The sequence below is a fragment of the Pseudorhodobacter sp. MZDSW-24AT genome, assembly GCF_002794355.1.
In the GTDB taxonomy this organism is placed as follows: Bacteria; Pseudomonadota; Alphaproteobacteria; order Rhodobacterales; family Rhodobacteraceae; genus Pseudotabrizicola.
Genome location: NZ_PGOI01000014.1, coordinates 1 through 18,652 on the forward strand (window position 1 = coordinate 1; position 18,652 = coordinate 18,652).

12 protein-coding genes are annotated in these 18,652 nt (G+C 67.2%); 4 read left to right on the forward strand and 8 right to left on the reverse strand.

Annotation, left to right across the window (positions count from 1 at the left end; translation table 11 throughout):
- The 3 genes from CUR21_RS17915 to CUR21_RS17925 all read left to right on the forward strand — a co-directional run.
- On the forward strand, positions 1-1,032 hold a 1,032-nt coding region (locus CUR21_RS17915; RefSeq protein ID WP_304528574.1), incomplete at its 5' end, for a calcium-binding protein.
- A 165-nt stretch (positions 1,033-1,197) separates the two neighbouring features.
- Complete coding sequence (locus CUR21_RS17920; RefSeq protein ID WP_100198448.1) at positions 1,198-2,880, forward strand: glycosyltransferase family 2 protein; 1,683 nt, start codon at positions 1,198-1,200, stop codon at positions 2,878-2,880.
- A 33-nt stretch (positions 2,881-2,913) separates the two neighbouring features.
- On the forward strand, positions 2,914-6,975 hold the full coding sequence (locus CUR21_RS17925; protein WP_100198449.1) for a glycosyltransferase family 2 protein: 4,062 nt from the start codon (positions 2,914-2,916) through the stop codon (positions 6,973-6,975).
- Here the strand turns inward: CUR21_RS17925 and CUR21_RS17930 are convergent.
- The gene (locus tag CUR21_RS17930; RefSeq protein ID WP_100198450.1) at positions 6,963-8,432 is read right to left on the reverse strand and encodes a glycosyltransferase; all 1,470 of its coding nucleotides are present in this window, start codon (positions 8,430-8,432) and stop codon (positions 6,963-6,965) included. The genes CUR21_RS17925 and CUR21_RS17930 overlap by 13 nt on opposite strands.
- Positions 8,429-9,178, reverse strand: coding sequence for a sulfotransferase (locus tag CUR21_RS17935; protein WP_100198451.1), 750 nt, complete (start codon positions 9,176-9,178; stop codon positions 8,429-8,431). Before CUR21_RS17935 ends, CUR21_RS17930 begins: the two co-directional genes overlap by 4 nt.
- Before the next feature lie 154 nt (positions 9,179-9,332).
- On the opposite strand from CUR21_RS17935, the gene glf reads away from it, so the two are divergent.
- The gene (glf, locus tag CUR21_RS17940) at positions 9,333-10,439 is read left to right on the forward strand and encodes a UDP-galactopyranose mutase (protein WP_100198452.1); all 1,107 of its coding nucleotides are present in this window, start codon (positions 9,333-9,335) and stop codon (positions 10,437-10,439) included.
- A gap of 232 nt (positions 10,440-10,671) precedes the next feature.
- Here the strand turns inward: glf and murD are convergent, their stop codons facing one another.
- The 6 genes from murD to CUR21_RS17970 form a co-directional block, all read right to left on the reverse strand.
- Entirely contained in the window at positions 10,672-12,075 is a 1,404-nt protein-coding gene (gene murD, locus CUR21_RS17945) for a UDP-N-acetylmuramoyl-L-alanine--D-glutamate ligase (RefSeq protein ID WP_100198453.1), read from the reverse strand.
- Between the two features lie 24 nt (positions 12,076-12,099).
- Positions 12,100-12,762 (reverse strand): DUF2161 domain-containing phosphodiesterase, encoded by a 663-nt coding sequence (locus CUR21_RS17950; RefSeq protein WP_232622859.1) that lies wholly within the window; start codon positions 12,760-12,762, stop codon positions 12,100-12,102.
- A gap of 73 nt (positions 12,763-12,835) precedes the next feature.
- Positions 12,836-14,620, reverse strand: coding sequence for a hypothetical protein (locus tag CUR21_RS17955; protein ID WP_100198454.1), 1,785 nt, complete (start codon positions 14,618-14,620; stop codon positions 12,836-12,838).
- A gap of 8 nt (positions 14,621-14,628) precedes the next feature.
- Entirely contained in the window at positions 14,629-15,711 is a 1,083-nt protein-coding gene (mraY, locus tag CUR21_RS17960) for a phospho-N-acetylmuramoyl-pentapeptide-transferase (RefSeq protein WP_100198455.1), read from the reverse strand.
- Positions 15,712-17,160: a UDP-N-acetylmuramoyl-tripeptide--D-alanyl-D-alanine ligase gene (murF, locus tag CUR21_RS17965; protein ID WP_100198456.1), complete on the reverse strand. Its 1,449-nt coding sequence runs from the start codon at positions 17,158-17,160 to the stop codon at positions 15,712-15,714.
- Entirely contained in the window at positions 17,160-18,641 is a 1,482-nt protein-coding gene (locus tag CUR21_RS17970; RefSeq protein WP_100198457.1) for a UDP-N-acetylmuramoyl-L-alanyl-D-glutamate--2,6-diaminopimelate ligase, read from the reverse strand. The genes murF and CUR21_RS17970 overlap by 1 nt, the downstream gene beginning before the upstream one ends.
- Between the last annotated feature and the right edge of the window lie 11 nt (positions 18,642-18,652).

Sequence of the window (18,652 nt, forward strand, 5' to 3'; positions counted from 1 at the left end):
GGGACGGGCGGCGGCGGGGCTGGCGGCAGCGCCGGGGGTGGCACGGGAGGCAGCGGCACGGGGGGCAGCGCCGGGGGTGGCACGGGGGGCACGCCCCCCGGAGGCAGCACGGGCGGAGGCAGCACAGGGGGCGGCCCCACCCCGCCGCCCGCCGTCACATTGCCCGCACAGCCTTTCGAACCCGCGCGCCTTGCAGATTGGTCCACCGATCCCGCATGGGCCGATGGCAGCACCGCCGCGCGCAGCCTTTCCGGCACCCCCGGCGATGACACGCTCATCGGCGCTTCAGGGTCGGATTTCCTGCAAGGCGGGCTGGGCGATGATCTGCTCTACACGGGCCTTGGCAATGACACCGTGTTTGCCGGACCGGGGAATGACACGCTTTTCGCTGCGGGTGGCACCAACGAACTCTGGGGCGGCCCCGGAAATGATGTGATCCGGGGCCGCGGCGGCAGCGATTACATCGGCGCCGGCACGGGCGACGATCTGGTGGATGGCGGCGGTGGGCAAGACACCATCTGGGGCGGCGCCGGGGCCGACACCCTGATGGGCGGCAGCCGCGCCGACAGGCTCGGGGGCGGCAGTGGTGCCGACAGGCTCTATGGCTTTGGCGCGGACGATCTCATCTTCGGCGGGCCCGACGCGGATACGGTGCATGGTGGCCTCGGCGCCGACACCATCTGGGGCGGCCCCGGACATGATCTGATCGCCGGCGGCGCGGGAAATGACACGCTCTCAGCCGGAGCAGGCACCGATCACCTCTGGGGCAATGCCGGGGCCGACACCTTCCTGTTCTACCGCAATTACGAACGCAGCTATCTGCGCGATTTCAACCCTGCCGAAGGCGACGAGATCGCGCTCACGCAATGGCTCTTCAACGGTGCGCCGCCCGGGGCAGATCAGATCGTGCAAAGCTATGGCCAGATCACCGCAGAAGGCGCGGTGCTCACCCTCACCGCCGCCAATGTCATCATCCACATTCCGGGATTTTATGATCTGAACCTTCTGGCCGATCACATCGCGGTCATCTGATCCGCCCGCGCAGCCACACCGCGGCCACAGGTTTCAGTTGGAAATCCCGCCGGTTTTTGCTTTCATCCGCGCCATGACCAAGATGCTGCGCCTTGCCTGCGGGTTCTGCCGGATCGGTCCCACCCTGCTCCGGCGGGGCAGCGGTCCGCAGACGGATGCGCGCCCATGCCCCTGATCCCTGCCCAGATCAGCGTCATTCTCCCCGCCTACAATGTCAGCGCCCATATCGCCGCCGCCATCCGCTCTCTGCAAGACCAAAGCTTTGCGCAGTTCGAGGCATGGGTGATCGACGATGGCTCAACCGACGACACCGCCGCGCAGGCACAGCGCGCCATGGGCACCGACGCGCGCTTTCACCTCATCCGGCAAGAAAACCGCGGCCTGTCCGGCGCGCGCAATCAGGGCCTTGATCGGGCACACGCCCCCTTTGTCGCCTTTCTCGATGGCGACGACCGCTATGATCCCGACTTCCTTCAGGCGCTGCACGACGACCTTTCTGCCAACGCGGCCGCGCCATGGGTCGCCTGCGGGGTCAGGTTCTGCACATCCGATGGCAGGCAGCACCCGCATTCCGCCATCCACGGCCAGACAGAGCTTCCTGCCGATGCTGCCGCCTGCGTCTACAGCCTTGGCGACTGGCGCGATGTCATCCGGCATTTCCCCTCGGCCTGGAACAAGCTCTATCGCCGGGCCTTCATCGGCGATCTGCGCTTTGATCCCGGCACCCTCTACGAAGACCACGGCTTTTTCCACCGCCTCGCCGCGCGGACGCCCGTCCTGCGCCACCTGCCCCGCCCGCTTTACCTTTACACGCTGGAACGCGACGGCCAGATCACCCGCAGTGACAGCGAGCGGGTGTTCGAGCAATTCACCGTGCTGGAACGCTCGGCACAGATCTTTGCCACCACAGACAAGACCGGCGCCCGCGCGGCGCTCGCGCAGCTCTCCACCCGTCTGGCCTGCGAACGCCTCGACGCCCTGCGCAGCCCCGACCGTGCCGCGCGCTTCCGCGCCGCCGCCGCCCAATTCTTCGCCCGGCATCAGATCACGCCCGATTGGCACTGGGACACCCATCTCGATCCGCTGCAAGCGCTCAGCCTGATCGCCGACCCGCCTCTGCTGATCCGGCCCTTTCCCGCCGATGCCGCCCCCCCCGGGCTGCGGCCCGATCCGCACAGCCCGCACGCGCCCCTGATCGGACTCTGCCCCCCCGATCACCCGCTTCCGCCCGAGGCGCTGTGCATCGACCTTCCCGCCAGCGCGCGGATCGACACCGCCACGCTCATACAGGCGGCCACCACGCTCCTGCGCGACAGGCTGGCGGCCGTGGTCTTGCCGCTGGCCACGGCGCAATCCCCCCAGCCGCCGCAAGCGCTCACGCCCGATCGCGCCCTTGACGCCAACCCCGCGCTTCACGCCCTCTTGTCGCGCGCGGCCTTCGCGGGCGACCCCACCTTGCGCGATCCGCAGCACCGCCTCACCGACCGCGCGTTGCGCCTCTGCGCGGCGGGCGTGCCGGTTGCATGGCTTGCGCCTCCCCTTGCCCCCGGCTTTGCCGCCAGCGCACCGCCGCCCCATGGCCCCCTGCCGCCCTCCATTGCCCGGGTCCTTCCCCCCGGCGGGGCCCGGCGGCTTGCCTTGCGCGCCGCCACCGCCCGCCCGCACCGCACCAAGGCCCATCGCCTCCTCTCTCTCCTGCATCTCGCGGCGCTCGGCCTGCGCCACGGCTGGATCGGCACCCCGGGCCGTGTCGACCCCGACACGCCCCCCCTCTTGCGCCGGATTTTTCGCCTCCCCCCGCCAGAGCCCACAGCACAGGATTGCAACAACGCGCGCCGCCCCGCATAACCGTCACAAGCGCGGCGTCGCACAAGGCTCCGAATGATCCCCTTCCGCACGGCACATGGCGCGTTGTTTCAGTGTCAGGTCGACCCGGCCTTGACCTTTTACGCAAATCTCAACTTCTGCCTCGCCCAGCCCGACCACATCGGCTTTCATCTCTCGCTGCGGCTCCCCGAAGGCGTGGTGGTCGCCAATCGCAAAGACGCAAGCGGCTGGCACCGTGAAGAGCACCTGCCGCTCCGCTTCCCCGACCGCCCCTTTGCGCTTGCCCTCGCCTTCACCGCCGCTGCCGTCACCGTCACCCTCGACGGCACCCCCTTCGGCCGCTTTCCCCGCCTCCCCCGCCCCGACCGGAAGGCCCGCTTCTTCCTGCGCCGCGGCTACCCCGATCTTGCCCGCATCGCCCATTGCAGCGTTGAAGGCGCCATCCCTTGGGAAAGCATCGAAACCCGCGACCACAGCTTCGACCGCCTCTGGCAATCCTTGCGCCCCGGCGCGCCCCCCACCCTCACCGACCGGATGGAACTGGCCGAGCGTCTGCCCGCGGGCCAGACCCAACCGCGCCACGCCGTGCTGCTGCCGGGGGCCGAGGCGCCGTTGCCCCTGCGGCCCGCCACCGATGCCCGCAACACGGCCCCCAACACCTTCGCCCTTCCCCAAGGCGTGGCCGCCGTGCTGATCCCGGGCCGCATCTGGCGCGGCACCGCACCCGACGCGCCCGCCCTCCTGCCGCTGATCGACACCGCCAGCGGGCACGCCCTCGCCCCCGTGCAGATCGACCGCACGGGCCTTGCCCAGCGCCTCACCCGCCTTGCCGCCTCCGGCAGTCTCGCGCATGACGATCTTGCCGCCCTGCAAGCGATCGAACATGTGCAGCACGCGGATCTCTGGCCCCGGTTGCCCTCTGCGGTGCAGTCCGCGCTCACCGCCGCCGCCGCGCGCCTGCACCTGCAATCCCAGCTTCCCGCGTCCCCGCTTCCGCCAGCGCCGACGCCCGCGCCACAGCCCTTTGCCGCCCTCACCGCCGATCTCGCGCGGATCTTAACCACCAACCCCGACCGCGCCGCCCTCGCACACTGGCTCTCTGTCCTGCCCCGCCCAGCAGACCCCGAAGCGCTGGCCCTCACCCTCTGCCCCAGCTTCTGCGCGGCAGATGCCTTTGATCTGCTTTACAGCGCCGCCGCTGCACGGGACCTGCCACCCCCGCGCGCCAGTGATGACGTGGGCTATCTTTCGCTGCGCCTGCCCTTTCATCTGCTCGACGGCTCCGCCGATCTGGTGGCCGATCATCTGCACCTTCTGGCCAAGCGCCACGGCGGCTGGCTCGCCAGCACCGCCATCGGCTGGATCGCCCGCAGCATCGCGCCACCCGGCGCATTGGCCCTGCCCGAGGCCAAGCGGCTTGCCATCCTGCACGGCTTTTGCGCCCTGCTGCGCGCGCAAGCCGCCGATCCTTGGGGCCGCACCCCCTGCCACGGGATGATGGAAGGCACCCTCGCCCTCATCGCCCACCTGCCACGCCTGCCCGCCGACAGCCGCAACACCCTCATCGCCAGCACGCTCATGGCCTATGGCCTGTCGCCGCGCTTCTGGTCCCGCCTGCCCAGCAGCGCAGGCGACGCCAGCCTCTCGGCCCTCGCCCCCGATCTTGCGACAGCCCGCGCGGCCTTTGCGGGGCTGAGCGATCCGCAAACCTGTGCCGCAAGCCTTGCCGAACTGGCCCGGCTGAACGTTCAAGGCACCGACTCCGCCGCGCTGTGTCTGCTCTCGCCCGACTCGCGGCGCGCGGCGGCCCCGTGGCACCCGGACATGGCCTTGCGCGATCTTTTCCACCCCGGCAACGGCACAGACCCCGATTTCGACGTGCCCGCCGCCATCGCGCGAAGCCTGCCCCGCTTTGGCCCCCGCCCTCGCGTCTCTCCCTTTCAGACGCTCGAGCGGAAGCTCGGGGCCGCTGCCTTTTCGCTGCTCACCACATGGCACAGCACCGCACCTGCGCAGCGGCACGCCGCACTGCAAGACTGTCTGACCGATGCGCTCGCGCTCTCTGGCCCGGCGGCAGGGCACCTCGGCTTGGCCGTGAGCCTTGGCCTCCTGCGCGCCCTGCACGCTGACACAGCGGCCCGCGCCCTGCTGCTCGCGCATCTGCACGCGCTGCGCGCCGGGGGAACTGCGTCCCCCGCCGACATCCTCGCCGCGCCCGCCTCGCGCCTTGCCTTGCAGGCGCTACCGCCGCAGCCCGCCGCCGCCGCCCGCGCGGCACTCGGCCTGCCTGATCTTGCCAGCCCCTCTCCGCCAGCGGATGACATCCCCAGCCCCGCCACCGCGCTTTTCAACACGGTTGTGGTGGTGATGTCCTGCCAGCCCCATCTTGCCACCCGAATTCCGGCCTTGCGCCAGACATGGCTCGCCGATCTCGACCGGATGGGCATTCCCCATCTCATCGTCGTGGGCCGCCGCTCCGCGCCCTCTGCCGCGCCTTTGCAAGACAGCGCCGGGGTGGTTTTCCTTGATGCACCCGATGATTACGAAGGCCTGCCGCAGAAAACCCTTGCCGCCATCGCCCATGTGCAGACGCACTTCCCCGGCCGCCGCCTGCTCAAGGTGGATGATGACTGTTTCCTGCACGCCGAGGAATATTTCCTCAGCCTCGCCTTCCTGCGCGCCGATTACCACGGTCGCCCCTTGGGCCGCGCTCGGGGGCAGATGGACCGCACATGGCACCGTGCCAAGTCGACCACGGCGCGCGGGCAGCATGATCTCGACAAATCGCCCGAGCCCTCCACCTATGCCGATGGGGGCTCCGGCTATCTGCTCAGCCCCGATGCGATGACCGCCCTGTCCCGCAGCGCCACCACCGCCGAAGGCCAGCGGCTGATTCAGGCCTCTTTCATGGAGGACAAGCTGGTGGGCGATCTGCTCGCGCTCTCCGGCATCCGCGTGACGGGAGATGATTACCGCGTGCATGTGCTGCGCCGCAGCCGCCCCGGCGGGCTTCTGGTGCCGAAATGGGAAGACGCCTGCCTTCCCTTCACCGGATCGGGGATCGCGCTTGCGCATCTCGACGGCCCGGATCTGCAACAGGCCGCCGCCCGCGCCGCGCGCGCCCGCCGCCCGACCGGGGCCAAGATCTGGCCCACGCTGGTTCCGGCCCGGCTCGGTGCGCAAAGCCATGCGCTGGATCTGCTTTCGCCCCCCGCCCGGCTTGATCTCGCCCGCAAGGCACCCGTGGCGGTGGTCGCCTGCCTGCGCAACGAAGCGGCGATGCTGCCGCATTTCCTCGCGCATTACCGCAGCTTGGGCGTTGAAAGCTTTCTGATCGCCGACAATGGCTCGGACGATGGCACGCTGGAACAGCTGGCCGATCAGCCCGATGTGGCGCTCTTCACCGTCGACACCGACTACAACCAGTCACATTACGGCGTGCTCTGGCAACAAGCGCTGATGGCCGCCTTCCGCCCCGACCGCTGGTCTTTGGTCGCCGATGCCGACGAGCTTCTGGTCTGGACCGCCGATGCGCGCGGGCATCTGCCCGACCTGCTGGCCGACCCTGCCTTTCACGGCTGCGATGCCGCCCGCATCTTCATGCTCGACATGTATCCCCAAGGCCCCCTCTCTGCGACCGACTTCGCCCGCGATCCGCCCTTCACCGCCGCCCCCTTCGTCGACCGCATGCCCTTTCTCACCACCGCCCTCGGGCGCGGACCCTTTTCCGACAGCCTCACCTACACCTCCGCCACCCGCCACCGGCTGCTGCCCGGCTCCCGCTCCGAACTCTTCGTGGCGCAGAAAATCGCCCTTCTGCGCTACCGCCCGTGGATGCGCCTCAGCGACGGGCTGCATTACGTGGGCGAAACCCGCCTCTCGCCCCGCAGCCTGCTCTTTGGCCATTTCAAATACACCGCCGCCTTCCGCGCCAAGGCCCAAGCCGAGGTCGCGCGCGGCCAGCACTTCAACAATTCCGAGGAATACCGCAAATACCTCGACCTTCTGGCCGAAGGCCGTGACCAGATCCACGAGCCCGCCGTCTCGGTCCACTGGACGCAAAGCCCCTTCGTGCAAAGCATCCTGACCACCGGCCAGCCGCCTCAGCCTCGGTAAAGCGCCAAAAGCCGGTCCAGATGCGGCCCCATCGTCTCGGGCACCACCGCATCGCGCCAATAGGCCTCGGCCCCCACCGCGCCCGACAGGATCGCCCCGATCCGCGCCGCGAAATCCGCCGCATCGCCTGCGCGGAACACAAACGCCGGGCTGCGCCCCAATTCCCGCGCCCCCCCCAGATCGCTGCACAACACCGGCACCCGCCGCGCGTGCAGCTCGATCGCCACCTGCGGCAGGTTGTCCTCCCACATCACCGGCACCAGCCCCAGCCCCACATCCGCCAGCAGCCCGTCCAGATCCGCATGCCCATAGCCATCCTGATGCCGAAAGCCCGCCAGCCGCGGGGCCAGCGCCGCCAGCCGCGCCATCACCGCCGCCTCGCCGCGCCGCGCCGCCACCAGAAGATGCAGCCGCCCCAGCACTGCATCGGGCAAGGCCTCCAGCGCCTCCAGCAGGAAGTAAAATCCCTTGTCCCGGCGCATATAGCCCAGATAGGCCAGCGCCAGCGTGCCATCCGCGCGCAAGATCGGCCCGCGCGCAGGGGCCGCCGCAAAACCCTCGGCAGCCACCGTGCCAATCGGCAGCGTCACCGCCCGATCCGCCCGCACCCCTTCGCGCAGCGCGATCTGCCGCACCCGCTCCGACACACACAGCACCACATCGCAATGCGCATTGATCCGCGCCACCATCGCCGCCCGCCGCGCCACAAAGCCCGCGCCTTCCGCCTGCACTCCGGGCGCGACCGCCCCCGCCTCCGTCCGCCGGCGCCGCAAACCCTTGCGCAGCCGCGCCAGCCGCCGCGCCACCCCAAAGGCCAGACGAAAGCTCTCGCGGTAGACCCGCCCCAGCGGCGACACCCCCGCCACTTTCAGCCTGTAGCCCAACCCATGCGCCGCCCGCACCTGCGCCGCAGGCCAGCGCTGCGGCAAGCAGGTCACACAGCGCCGCCCGGCCTCATCCTCGGTGCAGTTGCGCGCCTCGTCCTGCCAGAAATTCACCTGCGGGCAGAACGGGTAATAATTATGCAGGCTCAGCACAAAGCGGGTGCCGGGCAGCGCGGCCCGCAACGCCAGCACATCCACCGGCAGCCCTTCCAGATTGTTGAAATGCACCACATCATAAGGCCCGGTGCGGCGCAGGAAATCTTCGAACACCGCCTCGGTCGCCGGATGGCGCAGCTGCGCGGACTGCCCGAAAGACGCATGCCCCGGCGCCAGCACGCCCGAATTCACCAGATCAAACCGCCGCCCGCGATCGTCCATCGGGCCATGCCGCATCGGTTCCCAGCGCGGCGCGCGGCGCAGCGGATCGTAAGAGGTGCCACTGGCCAGAAACACCGCCTCCACCCCGTTGCGCCCCCGCAAAGCCTGCATCAGATTGCGCTGATACAGGGAAACCCCGCCGCCGCGCTGTTCCGGGTCCAGATAATCCACCCAGTTCACATACAGAATCTTCATGCGGGCAGCTCGTCCTGAAGCCAGTCCTCGCGCCCCAGATGCCGCATATAGGCCTCGATCGGCCCCGGATCGGCAAAACGGTCCAAAACCCGGTTCGCCCCCTGCTTCACCAAGGCCGAGGCCATGCAAGGATCAGGCTCCACCCCCAGAAAGCCGCAGATCTGCGCGGCAAAGCCGGGCTGGAACATCTCCCGATACTCCACCGTCATCTTGCGGTTCGGCAACCGCTCCAACCATTGCGCAAACAGAAAATCCATCGTCGCATAGTCATGCCAATGCTGGCTGATCTGCTGCGGCGTCGCCTCAATCTTCTTGCGCATGCCCAAAGACCGGCGGGTCTGCGCCCAATTCCGCGTCTGCATCGCCTTCAGATATGACGCCACCTGCGCAAGACGGTTGTAGCGATGCACGTAAACGATCGTCACGTCCGACAGTTCGGGCAACTGCGTCAACACCCGGATGTTGTGCCCCAGCATCAGCTTGAACCCAATCCGCTTGTGCGGCCCGCTGGCATGGCGCTGAAAGAACGCTTTCAGGAAATAGCGCGGCGCCCGGTCGCGTTCCCACAGCAGATCAGGGCTATAGTCCGCCGCGCCGGTCTCGATCACCGAATAAGGGTTGAAGACCTCGCCCGAACAGCTGATCTCGGGATGCGAATCCAGCAGGCTCATCAGATAGGTGGTTCCGCTGCGCGGCAGACCCACGATCACAAATCGCCTGTCCTCATCCTGCATCGGCCCGGTCATTCCATCCCGCCCTGCTTCCGCCCGAAACACGGGCGGATGCGAACAGTTTCACCATGATCTCCTTCAGGGCAAGGGGGTGCCGGAAATTTAACCCCCCCGTTGTCTGCCACAGCATGGCCCGCTAACGTGGGTCACGCAGGGCGGAGAACAGCAGATGGGCATTCTGATTGTCGGCGCAGGCTTCTCGGGTGCCGTCATCGCGCAAGAACTGGCGCAGGCCGGTCTGTCCAGCACCGTCATCGACAGCCGCAGCCATATCGCCGGGAATTGCCACACCGAACGCTGCCCCGAAACCGGCATCCTGCTGCACCGCTATGGCCCGCATATCTTCCACACCGATGATGCCGAGGTCTGGGCCTATCTCAACGCGCTTGGCCCCATCATGCCCTTTCGCAATCAGGTCAAGGCCACGGTGCGCGGCGCGGTCTATGCGATGCCGATCAACCTGCACACGATCAACCAGTTCTTCGGCCAGACGCTGCGCCCGGCCGAGGCGCGGGCCTTCATCGCGCGTCGCTGCCACCCCGCCCATACACCCGCCGTCAGCTTTGAAGATCAGGCGCTGCAAATGGTCGGCCCCGAGCTGTATGAGGCATTCTTCAAGGGCTACACCGAAAAGCAATGGGGCCTGTCACCCCGCGCCTTGCCCGCGTCCATCCTCAAGCGGCTGCCGATGCGCTTCAATTATGATGACAACTATTTCAGCCATCGCTTTCAGGGCATCCCGCAGGATGGCTATACCCCGCTGGTCGCGCGGCTGCTCGATCATCCACGGATCACCACCCATCTGAACACGCCCTATCGCCCCGACATGGCGGCCGCGCAGGATCACATCTTCTGGTCAGGCCCGCTGGACGGCTATTTCGGCTTCCGGCTCGGGCGGCTCGGCTACCGCACGCTTGATTTTGAACGCTTCACCGAGGATGGCGATTATCAGGGCTGCGCGGTGATGAACCACCCCGACGCCAAGGTGCCCTATACCCGCGTCACTGAACACAAGCATTTCGCACCTTGGGAAAGCCACGCGCAAACCGTGTGTTACCGCGAATATGCACGCGCGGCGGGCCCCGAGGATACGCCCTATTACCCCATCCGGCTCAGCGCGGAACAGGCGCTCTTGTCCGACTATCAAGCACTGGCCAAGGCCGAAGCCGGGGTCACCTTCGTGGGGCGGCTGGGCACCTATCGGTATCTCGATATGGATGTGACCATCCGCGAGGCCCTCGACACCGCCCGCCACTTCCTCGCCCAGCGTCGCTGACCCCACTCGGCCCAGTGCTCTGCGCCAAGTGCTCTGCGCCAAGCGCTCAGAACCTGTCGCGCAAGATCTGATGGCGCACCTGCGGCGCAAGAGCTTTGCCTCGTCGCGCGCGTGCCGCGCGTCTCCTCAGGCGCTTTTCACCCGAATGCACCGAGAGAAAGGATTAAAAAACTCTTAACGCTCACAGGTCATATCATTGATTTCAAACGATATTCCCATTCTGCCCACCGTGTTACACGGCCAAAAGCCCCCGGACCCGCTCCACAAAGTCCTCGCCCCTTTTTTCAAAGTTGGGGTATTGGTCAAAACTGGCCGCCGCCGGGGCCAGCAAGACCACTTCCCCCGGCTGCGCCTCCTCCGCCGCCCGCGCCACGGCCCGCTCCATCGTCTCGCAGATCTCATGCGGCGTCTGGCCCAACTGCAAGGCAAAGTCCCGCGCGGAATGGCCGATCAGATAGGCCTTCACGACGGGGCCCAGATGCGGCTGCAAGGCGGCGATCCCGCCATCCTTCCCCATCCCCCCCGCAATCCAGCGGATCGCAGGGAAGGCCTGCAAAGCCTTGGCCGCGCTGTCCACATTGGTGGCCTTCGAGTCGTTGATGAACCGGACCCCCTCCCGCTCACCCACCAGCTGGCTCCGGTGCGGCAGCCCGGCGAACGATTGGAACGCCCCCTCGATCAGCTTCGGCGCAATCCCCAGCGCCCGCACCGCAGCATAGGCCGCGCAGGCGTTCTGATGGTTGTGCGCCCCCGGCAATCCTGCCACGCCCCGCAGATCGATGCTGGCCACCTGCCGCCCTTTGCGCCACTCAGACAGGAACCCCTTGCGGGCAAAGACGCTCCACCCGAACTGATCCAGCTTTTGTCCCGAAGAAATCCGGATCACCCGGTCATCCTGTGGCCCCATGCTCAGTTGATTGGCCAGAAACTGCCCCTCGACCTCATCCACCCCGATCACGGCCCGGTCTGGCCCGCCTTCGGAAAAGAGCCGCCGCTTGGCCGCAAAATAGCCCCCCATCCCGTTGTGCCGATCCAGATGATCCGGCGACAGGTTCGTGAAAACCGCGACATCCGGGGTCAGCGCGCGGGCGAGGTCGGTCTGATAGCTGGAAAGTTCCAGCACCACCACCTCGCCATCCTGCGCAGGCTCGATCGACAAGACGCCCTTGCCGATATTGCCCGCCATCTGAACCGGCCGCCCCGCCACGTCGAGGATATGGCGGATCAGCGCCGTGGTCGTGGATTTTCCATTCGACCCTGTCACGCAGACCACGCGGGGCATGGTTTCGAAATTGTCCCAGTCAGCGGTCGCGAAGCTGCGGAAGAACAGGCCGATGTCATTGTCAACCGGCACCCCGGCCTGGAGGGCGCGGGCGATGAGCGGGTTGGGAACAGGATAGAGGTGAGGGATGCCGGGGCTGGTGATCAGGCAGGCCACGTCCTCGAAGGCACCGGCACGGCTGAGGTCGGTAAGGGTGAACCCTTCGGCTTCCGCCTTGGCGCGGGACTCGGGGCTGTCGTCCCACAAGAGCGGCGTGGCTCCCCCGGCGATCAGGGCGCGGGCGGTGGCGAGGCCTGACCGCCCCAAGCCCAGAACGGCGACCTTTGCGCCTGCGTAGCCCTTGACTGGAATCATCTGCCGCCCCCGTTTGCCTGACCCTTAGGGGATAGGGGATGGCGGGGGATCTTGGAAGAGGGCGGCGCGTCCGGCGGGTGAGAGGACGTAGCGCCCCTTGGCGGGGTGGTCGAACCAGCCGTAGTGATTGGCCAGAAGGATGCTGCCTGCCCGGGCGATGCCGGTGGCGCGCGCCAGTGTGGCGGGGCTTTGCGGATCGGGGGTTGCGGCCAGTGCCTCGGCCAGCCGGATCGCGTCCTGGCGGTAGGCGGTCATTCGTTTGATCCCGGTAGTGCCGCCGATATTGGGGTCGCCCTTGCGCTGGTGAAATTCCTTGAGAAGCCGCGCGGCCTTGGCGCTGTTCTTGCGGGGTTGGTAGGGGGCGGGGTCGAGGTGAGGCTCGACCTGACCGGCACGAACGGTCAGCAGGCCCAGACCGAGGCGGCGCAGGAGGGCCGTGAGGTCGCGGTAGCGATGGGTCCATTTGGGAGGCTGGGGGACGGCGAGGTAGACGTGGTCGAAGAGCCCCTGACGGGCCACGCCCTGAAGGATGAGGGAGAGGTTGAGGCTGGTTTTCAGCTCGACGATCAGAGGGGGGTCCTCGCCCCGGCAGGCCATCACATCGGCGGCCCCGACCTCGGCCTTGACGGTGTAGCCTTGGGCTTCGAGGAAGGCTTTGACGGGGGGGTAGAGGTCGGCTTCGCTCACAGGTTTCCCCCTGTGTTACACGGGATGGAATCAGATGATTTCAATGGCTTAGCCCTGCGAGATTCAGGATTTGTTAAGACTTCGCGGGCGCGTCTTCCCACAGATCGCGGCCGGGATGGGCGCGGGCGCGTTCGGTTGCCCAATGGCTGAGCCGATCCGGCACGGGCTGCGGCGGGCTGGAGGGATCGCCAAAGGCTTCGTAGCTGTAGAGCCGCAGCATTTGCAGGCGCAGGTGGCGCTGCAAGAGATCGCCGTCCAGATCGAGATCGGCCATCGCCTCGGTCAAGGCGCGCAAGACTCCGATGGGCGAAATCAGGCGCACCAAAAGCGGGATCGCCCAGACAAAGACGGGCGAGAAGGCAGGGGCATCCTCATCGGCTTCGCCGGGATAATGGTCGATGTGGCGGTAGAAGGCGGGCGAATGGCGGATGCGTTCTTCGGGCGGCGGCGCAGACAGATCGGGCGGAGGGGCGACATCCGCCTCGGGCGGGGGGTCCAGAGTTTCGAACCAAGCGCGGTTCTCTTCCTCGGTCTGCTCTGGCCGCTCTTCGGACGCGTCAGGATAGAGGTCTTCAATCTGATCCGCTGTGAGGTCATCGAAGCTGGGCGCACCTTCGAAGTGACGATCCGCCTGCGCCTGCGTGATGCTGAAAGGCGTGGCGATGCCGTGATGCGAGATGCAAGGCAAGAACCGCCCCAGAATCGCGCCGAGCGCCTCGGGCGTGGCGGGGCCGCGCAGGGGAAAGCCGCGCGAGGCCATCGCCGCGCCTTCGCTATGGGTCACATCGAGGATGCGCAGGCGGCTGTCAAAGCATGCCTTCGGCATGGCATCGGCGGCCAGCAGCGCACCCGGCATATCGGCGCTGCGCAGGAAGGCCAGCGAGTCATACTGCCCGAAGAGATCGGGCAAGCGGGTCAGGGCATGATAGCCTTCGGCCCCAAGGTCGGGCACAGGCCAGACGGTGCCGTGGCGCTGTGCGACCGTGTCATAAGGAGAGACGGGCCGCGCCAGATGCGCGCCGAGCGGGGCGAAAGGACCCGAGATCAGGCTTGCGAACCGACGTGACAGCACCGTGTGCAGAAGGCCGGAACGCGGCGAGGTGAGCTGGGTGATGAAATCTTCCAGCGCTTGGCGTGCATGGTTCTGCGCGGCGTCAAAGGCGGGGACGGCGGCGGCGACCGAAAGATGCGTTTTGGTGAAGCTGTCTTCATGGGGCCAGTAAGGCACGGCGCCGACGCCGAGCCGCTGCATGTCGGCAAAGCCCGCGAGGTCATAATCTGGCAGATTATAGATGACGGAGCCGAAAAAATCATCCGGGTCATCGGCCAAAGCGATGTGGTCTGGCAGATCCTTGGGATCGGGGTCTTTGCCATGCACCGCGCGGTGATCGTCGATCATGGCCTGTTTGCGCGCGGCCAGAACGGCGCGCAGCACGTCATTGGGCCGCTGGTCGCGGCGGTAATCTTCAAAGAGCCGCGCGTGCGTCAGATGCGCGCCCGCCAAGGCGGTGGCGTGCATGGCGCGGATCACATCGCGCAGGCGGTCTTGCAGGGCGTTGGTTTCTTCGACCAGTGCGGTGATTTCGGGCTGGTAGATATCCAGAAGCGCGATGGTGCGTTCCTTTTCGGCCGATTGCACCGAGCGCAAGGCGAGGAGGAGCGCCACTGACGAGGCGACGGCCGAAATGGCGAGGCCGACTGTGGATTGCAGCAGCGGATAGGCGGCAGAATCGCCGCTGGAGAGCGGATCGTCCGACAACAGCCGCACCCAGACAAGGATGGTGGCAAAGACGAAGGAGGCAAGGATGATGAGCAGGACCAGAAGCCCGCTGCATATCAGGAGCTTTCTGGCCTGCATCTTGCGGCTTACCTTACCTTGAGTGTCGCCAGCCCGATCAGGGCGAGGATCAGGCTGATGATCCAGAAGCGGATGACGATTTGCGGCTCTGCCCAGCCTTTCTTCTCGAAATGGTGGTGGATCGGGGCCATCAGGAAGACCCGTTTGCCGGTGCGTTTGAAGTAGAGCACCTGAATGATGACGCTGAGCGCCTCAACCACAAAGAGGCCGCCGACGATGGCGAGCACGATTTCATGCTTGGTGCAAACAGCGATGGCACCGAGCGCGCCGCCCAAGGCAAGGCTGCCGGTGTCGCCCATGAAAACGGCGGCGGGGGGGGCGTTATACCAAAGGAACCCCATGCCGCCGCCAAAGAGCGCGGCGCAGAAGATCAGAAGCTCGCCCGTGCCCGGCACGAAATGGACGCCAAGGTATTGGGTGTAATTGAAGTTGCCCACCACATAGGCAATCACGCCCAAGGTGCCGGCGGCGATCATCACCGGCATGATGGCCAGCCCATCGAGCCCGTCGGTGAGGTTCACCGCATTGGCAGCGCCCACGATCACGATCATGCCAAAGGGGATGAAGAAGAAGGACAGGTTCAGCAGCAGGTCTTTCAGGAAGGGAAAGGCCAACTGATTGGTGAGTTCCGGCGGGTGGAAGCTGCTGGCGGCGAAGGCGGCGAGCAGGGCGATGAGCAATCCGGCAGAAAAGCGCACCTTGCCCGAGACGCCCTTGGTGTTTTGCTTGGTGACCTTGGCGTAATCATCGGCAAAGCCGATGAGGCCGAAGGCGACGGTGACGAGCATCACGATCCAGACATAAGGGTTGTCGAGCCGCGCCCAGAGCAGCGTGGAAAAGATCAAGGCCGAGAGAATCAGCAGCCCGCCCATGGTGGGGGTGCCGGCCTTGGCGAAATGGGTGGCCGGGCCGTCATCGCGGATGGGCTGGCCCTTGCCCTGCTTGCGGCGCAGGATGTTGATGAGCGGCTGGCCGAAGAGGAAGCCGAAGATCAGCGCGGTCAGGAAGGCGCCGCCGGCCCGAAAGGTGATGTAGCGGAAGAGGTTGAAAAAATCCCCCCCCGCCGAGAATTCGGTCAGCAGATACAACATTTACGCGGTCCCTTCTGTTGGGGCGTTGCCTTGGCCCATTTTGCGCAGGGCGTCAACGACGAGGCTGACCTTTGAGCCTTTGGAGCCTTTGACCAGAACAATATCGCCGGCGTCGACGAGTTGGCGCGCATGGGCGGCCAGTTCGGGCGCGGTGTCCACCCAATCGCCGCGCTGTTTACGCGGGAGGGCGGCGTGCAGGGCGCGCATGCGCGGCCCGACACAATGGATGGTGTGGATCGCCTCGAGCCCCGGATGGCGGGCAATGGCGGCGTGCAGGGCGGACTCGGTGGGGCCAAGTTCCAGCATGTCGCCCAGAATGGCGATGCGGCGGCCCTGCCCCACCCGGCCCACGCCGTTTTCGGGCTGGGCGGCGATCAGCACGTCAAGGCTTGCGGCCATGGAGGCGGGGTTGGCGTTGAAGGCGTCGTCGATCAGCTGGAAGCTGGTCTCCTCGACCCGGTCGAGGTGGATGGTTTCCCGGGTGCCGCGGCCTTGCGGGGGCAGCCAGTTGCCGATGTCACAGGCCGAGAGGGCCGGATCACAGCCGAGCGCGTCGGCCACCCCAAGCGCGCCAAGCGCGTTGAGGGCGAAGTGCTTGCCGGGGGTGCGCACCTTGAACAGCACCGGACGCCCGGCGCAGGTGGCCCGCACGACCGTCGCCTCGTCGGTGAGGTCGACATGATCGAGGTGATACGCCGCCCCGGGGGTGGTGCCAAACAGCAAGGCCTTGGCGCCGACCGCTGCGGCCTTGGCGGTGAGGATCGGCGTGGTGGGCAGGTCGGCATTCAGCAAGGCGGTGCCGCCGGGCACGAGGCCTTCGATGATGGCGGCCTTTTCATGGGCGATGCCCTCGAGGCTTTCAAAGGCTTCGAGATGCGCGGCGGCGACGGTGGTGATCATCACCACATGCGGGGCGGCGAGACGGGATAGGGGGGCGATCTCGCCCGGGTGGTTCATCCCGATCTCGATCACGGCGAAATCGGCATCGGCGGGCATCCGCGCCAGCGTCAGCGGCACGCCCCAGTGGTTGTTGTAGCTGGCCTCGGCGGCATGGACATCGCCTTGGCCGCCCAGAATCGCGCGCAGCATTTCCTTGGTGCTGGTCTTGCCGACCGAGCCTGTCACGCCGACCACCTTGGCGCGGGTGCGGGCGCGGGCGAAGCGGCCCAGATCTTCGAGCCCGCGCAGCACATCGGGCACGATCAGCAGCGGCGCATCGGCGGCGACGCCTTCGGGACGGCGGCTGACGAGGGCGGCGGCGGCGCCTTTTTGCAAGGCTTGGGCCACGAAATCATGGCCATCGCGCACATCGGCCAGCGCCACGAACAGATCGCCGGGGCGCAGGGTGCGGGTGTCGATGGAGACACCCTTGGCCTGCCACGTCGCGGTGCATTGGCCGCCCGTCGCGGCCACGGCGTCGGCGGAGGTCCAGAGCGGTGTTGCGGTCATCAGATCACCCCATCCAGCGCGGCCACGGCAACGCTGGCCTGTTCGACATCGTCAAAAGGATAGACCTGACCGGCGATGGTCTGGCCGGTTTCATGGCCTTTGCCCGCGATCAGCAGCGCGTCGCCGGGTTGCAGCGCATCGACGCCGCGCAGGATGGCTTCGGCGCGGTCGCCCACTTCGGTCGCCTGAGGGCAGGCGGCCATGATGGCGGCGCGGATCGCGGCGGGGTCTTCGCCGCGCGGGTTGTCATCGGTGACGAACAGCACATCGGCATGGGCCGCCGCCGCCGCCCCCATCAAGGGGCGCTTGCCGGTGTCACGGTCGCCACCGGCGCCGAACACGATGACGATGCGGCCCATCACATGCGGGCGGAGCGCGCGCAGGGCGGTTTCGATGGCATCGGGCGTATGGGCGTAATCAACATAAACCGCCGCGCCATTGGCGCGCGTGGCGGCCAGTTGCATCCGACCGCGCACACCCGCAAGCTTGGGGAGCGTGGCGAAGACCGCTTGCGGGTCATCGCCCGAGGCGATGGCAAGGCCTGCGGCCAGCGCCACATTCTCGGCCTGAAAGCCGCCGACGAGGTTGAGGCGCGTCATGTAGGGCTGACCCTGCCACGAAAAGCGCAGATCCTGACCGGTGGCGTCATAGCGTTGCGACAGGAGGCGCAGGTCGGCCCCCTGCCCGTGACCGATGGTCATGGTGGGCAGGTTGCGATTGAGGCAAAGCTCGACAATATCTGAGCCATGCGCCCCGTTGAGGTTCACCACCGCCACCGCATCATCGGGCAAGAGCCGGGTGAAGAGCGCGGCCTTGGCGGCCAGATAGGCCTCCATCGTGCCATGGTAATCCAGATGGTCTTGCGTGAGGTTGGTGAAGCCTGCGGCACACAGACGGACACCATCCATCCGGCGCTGGTCGAGCCCGTGGGACGAGGCCTCCATCGCGCCATGGGTCACCCCGGCGGCGGCGGCCTGTGCCAAGACGCTTTGCAAGGTGATGGCGTCGGGCGTGGTATGGGCCGAGGGCGCGGTCCAAGCGCCTTCGACCCCGGTGGTGCCGATGTTGATGGCGGCATGGTCCAGCGCTTCCCAGATCTGCCGGGTGAAGGTGGCGGCGCTGGTTTTGCCATTGGTGCCGGTGACGGCGACCATGCGCGGGGGCTGCGCCCCGAACCAGAGGGCGGCGGCGCGGGCCAGCGCTTCGCGCGGGTCTTCGACCACGATCACGGCGGGCGCATCGGGGGGAAGCAGGCGCACACCTGCGGCATCGGTCAGGATGGCCACGGCGCCTTGCGCGATGGCGGTCGCGGCAAAGGTGGCGCCATGCACGCGGGTGCCCGGCAGCGCGGCAAAGAGAAAGCCGGGCTGCACCGCCCGGCTGTCCACCGTCAGGCCGGTCAGGACAGGGTTTGCCCCTGCCCTTGGGGTCAGCCCCAGATCTGCCAAAGTGGCGCGGCGGGTCGCCGGATGCGGTGCCATGTCATATCCCC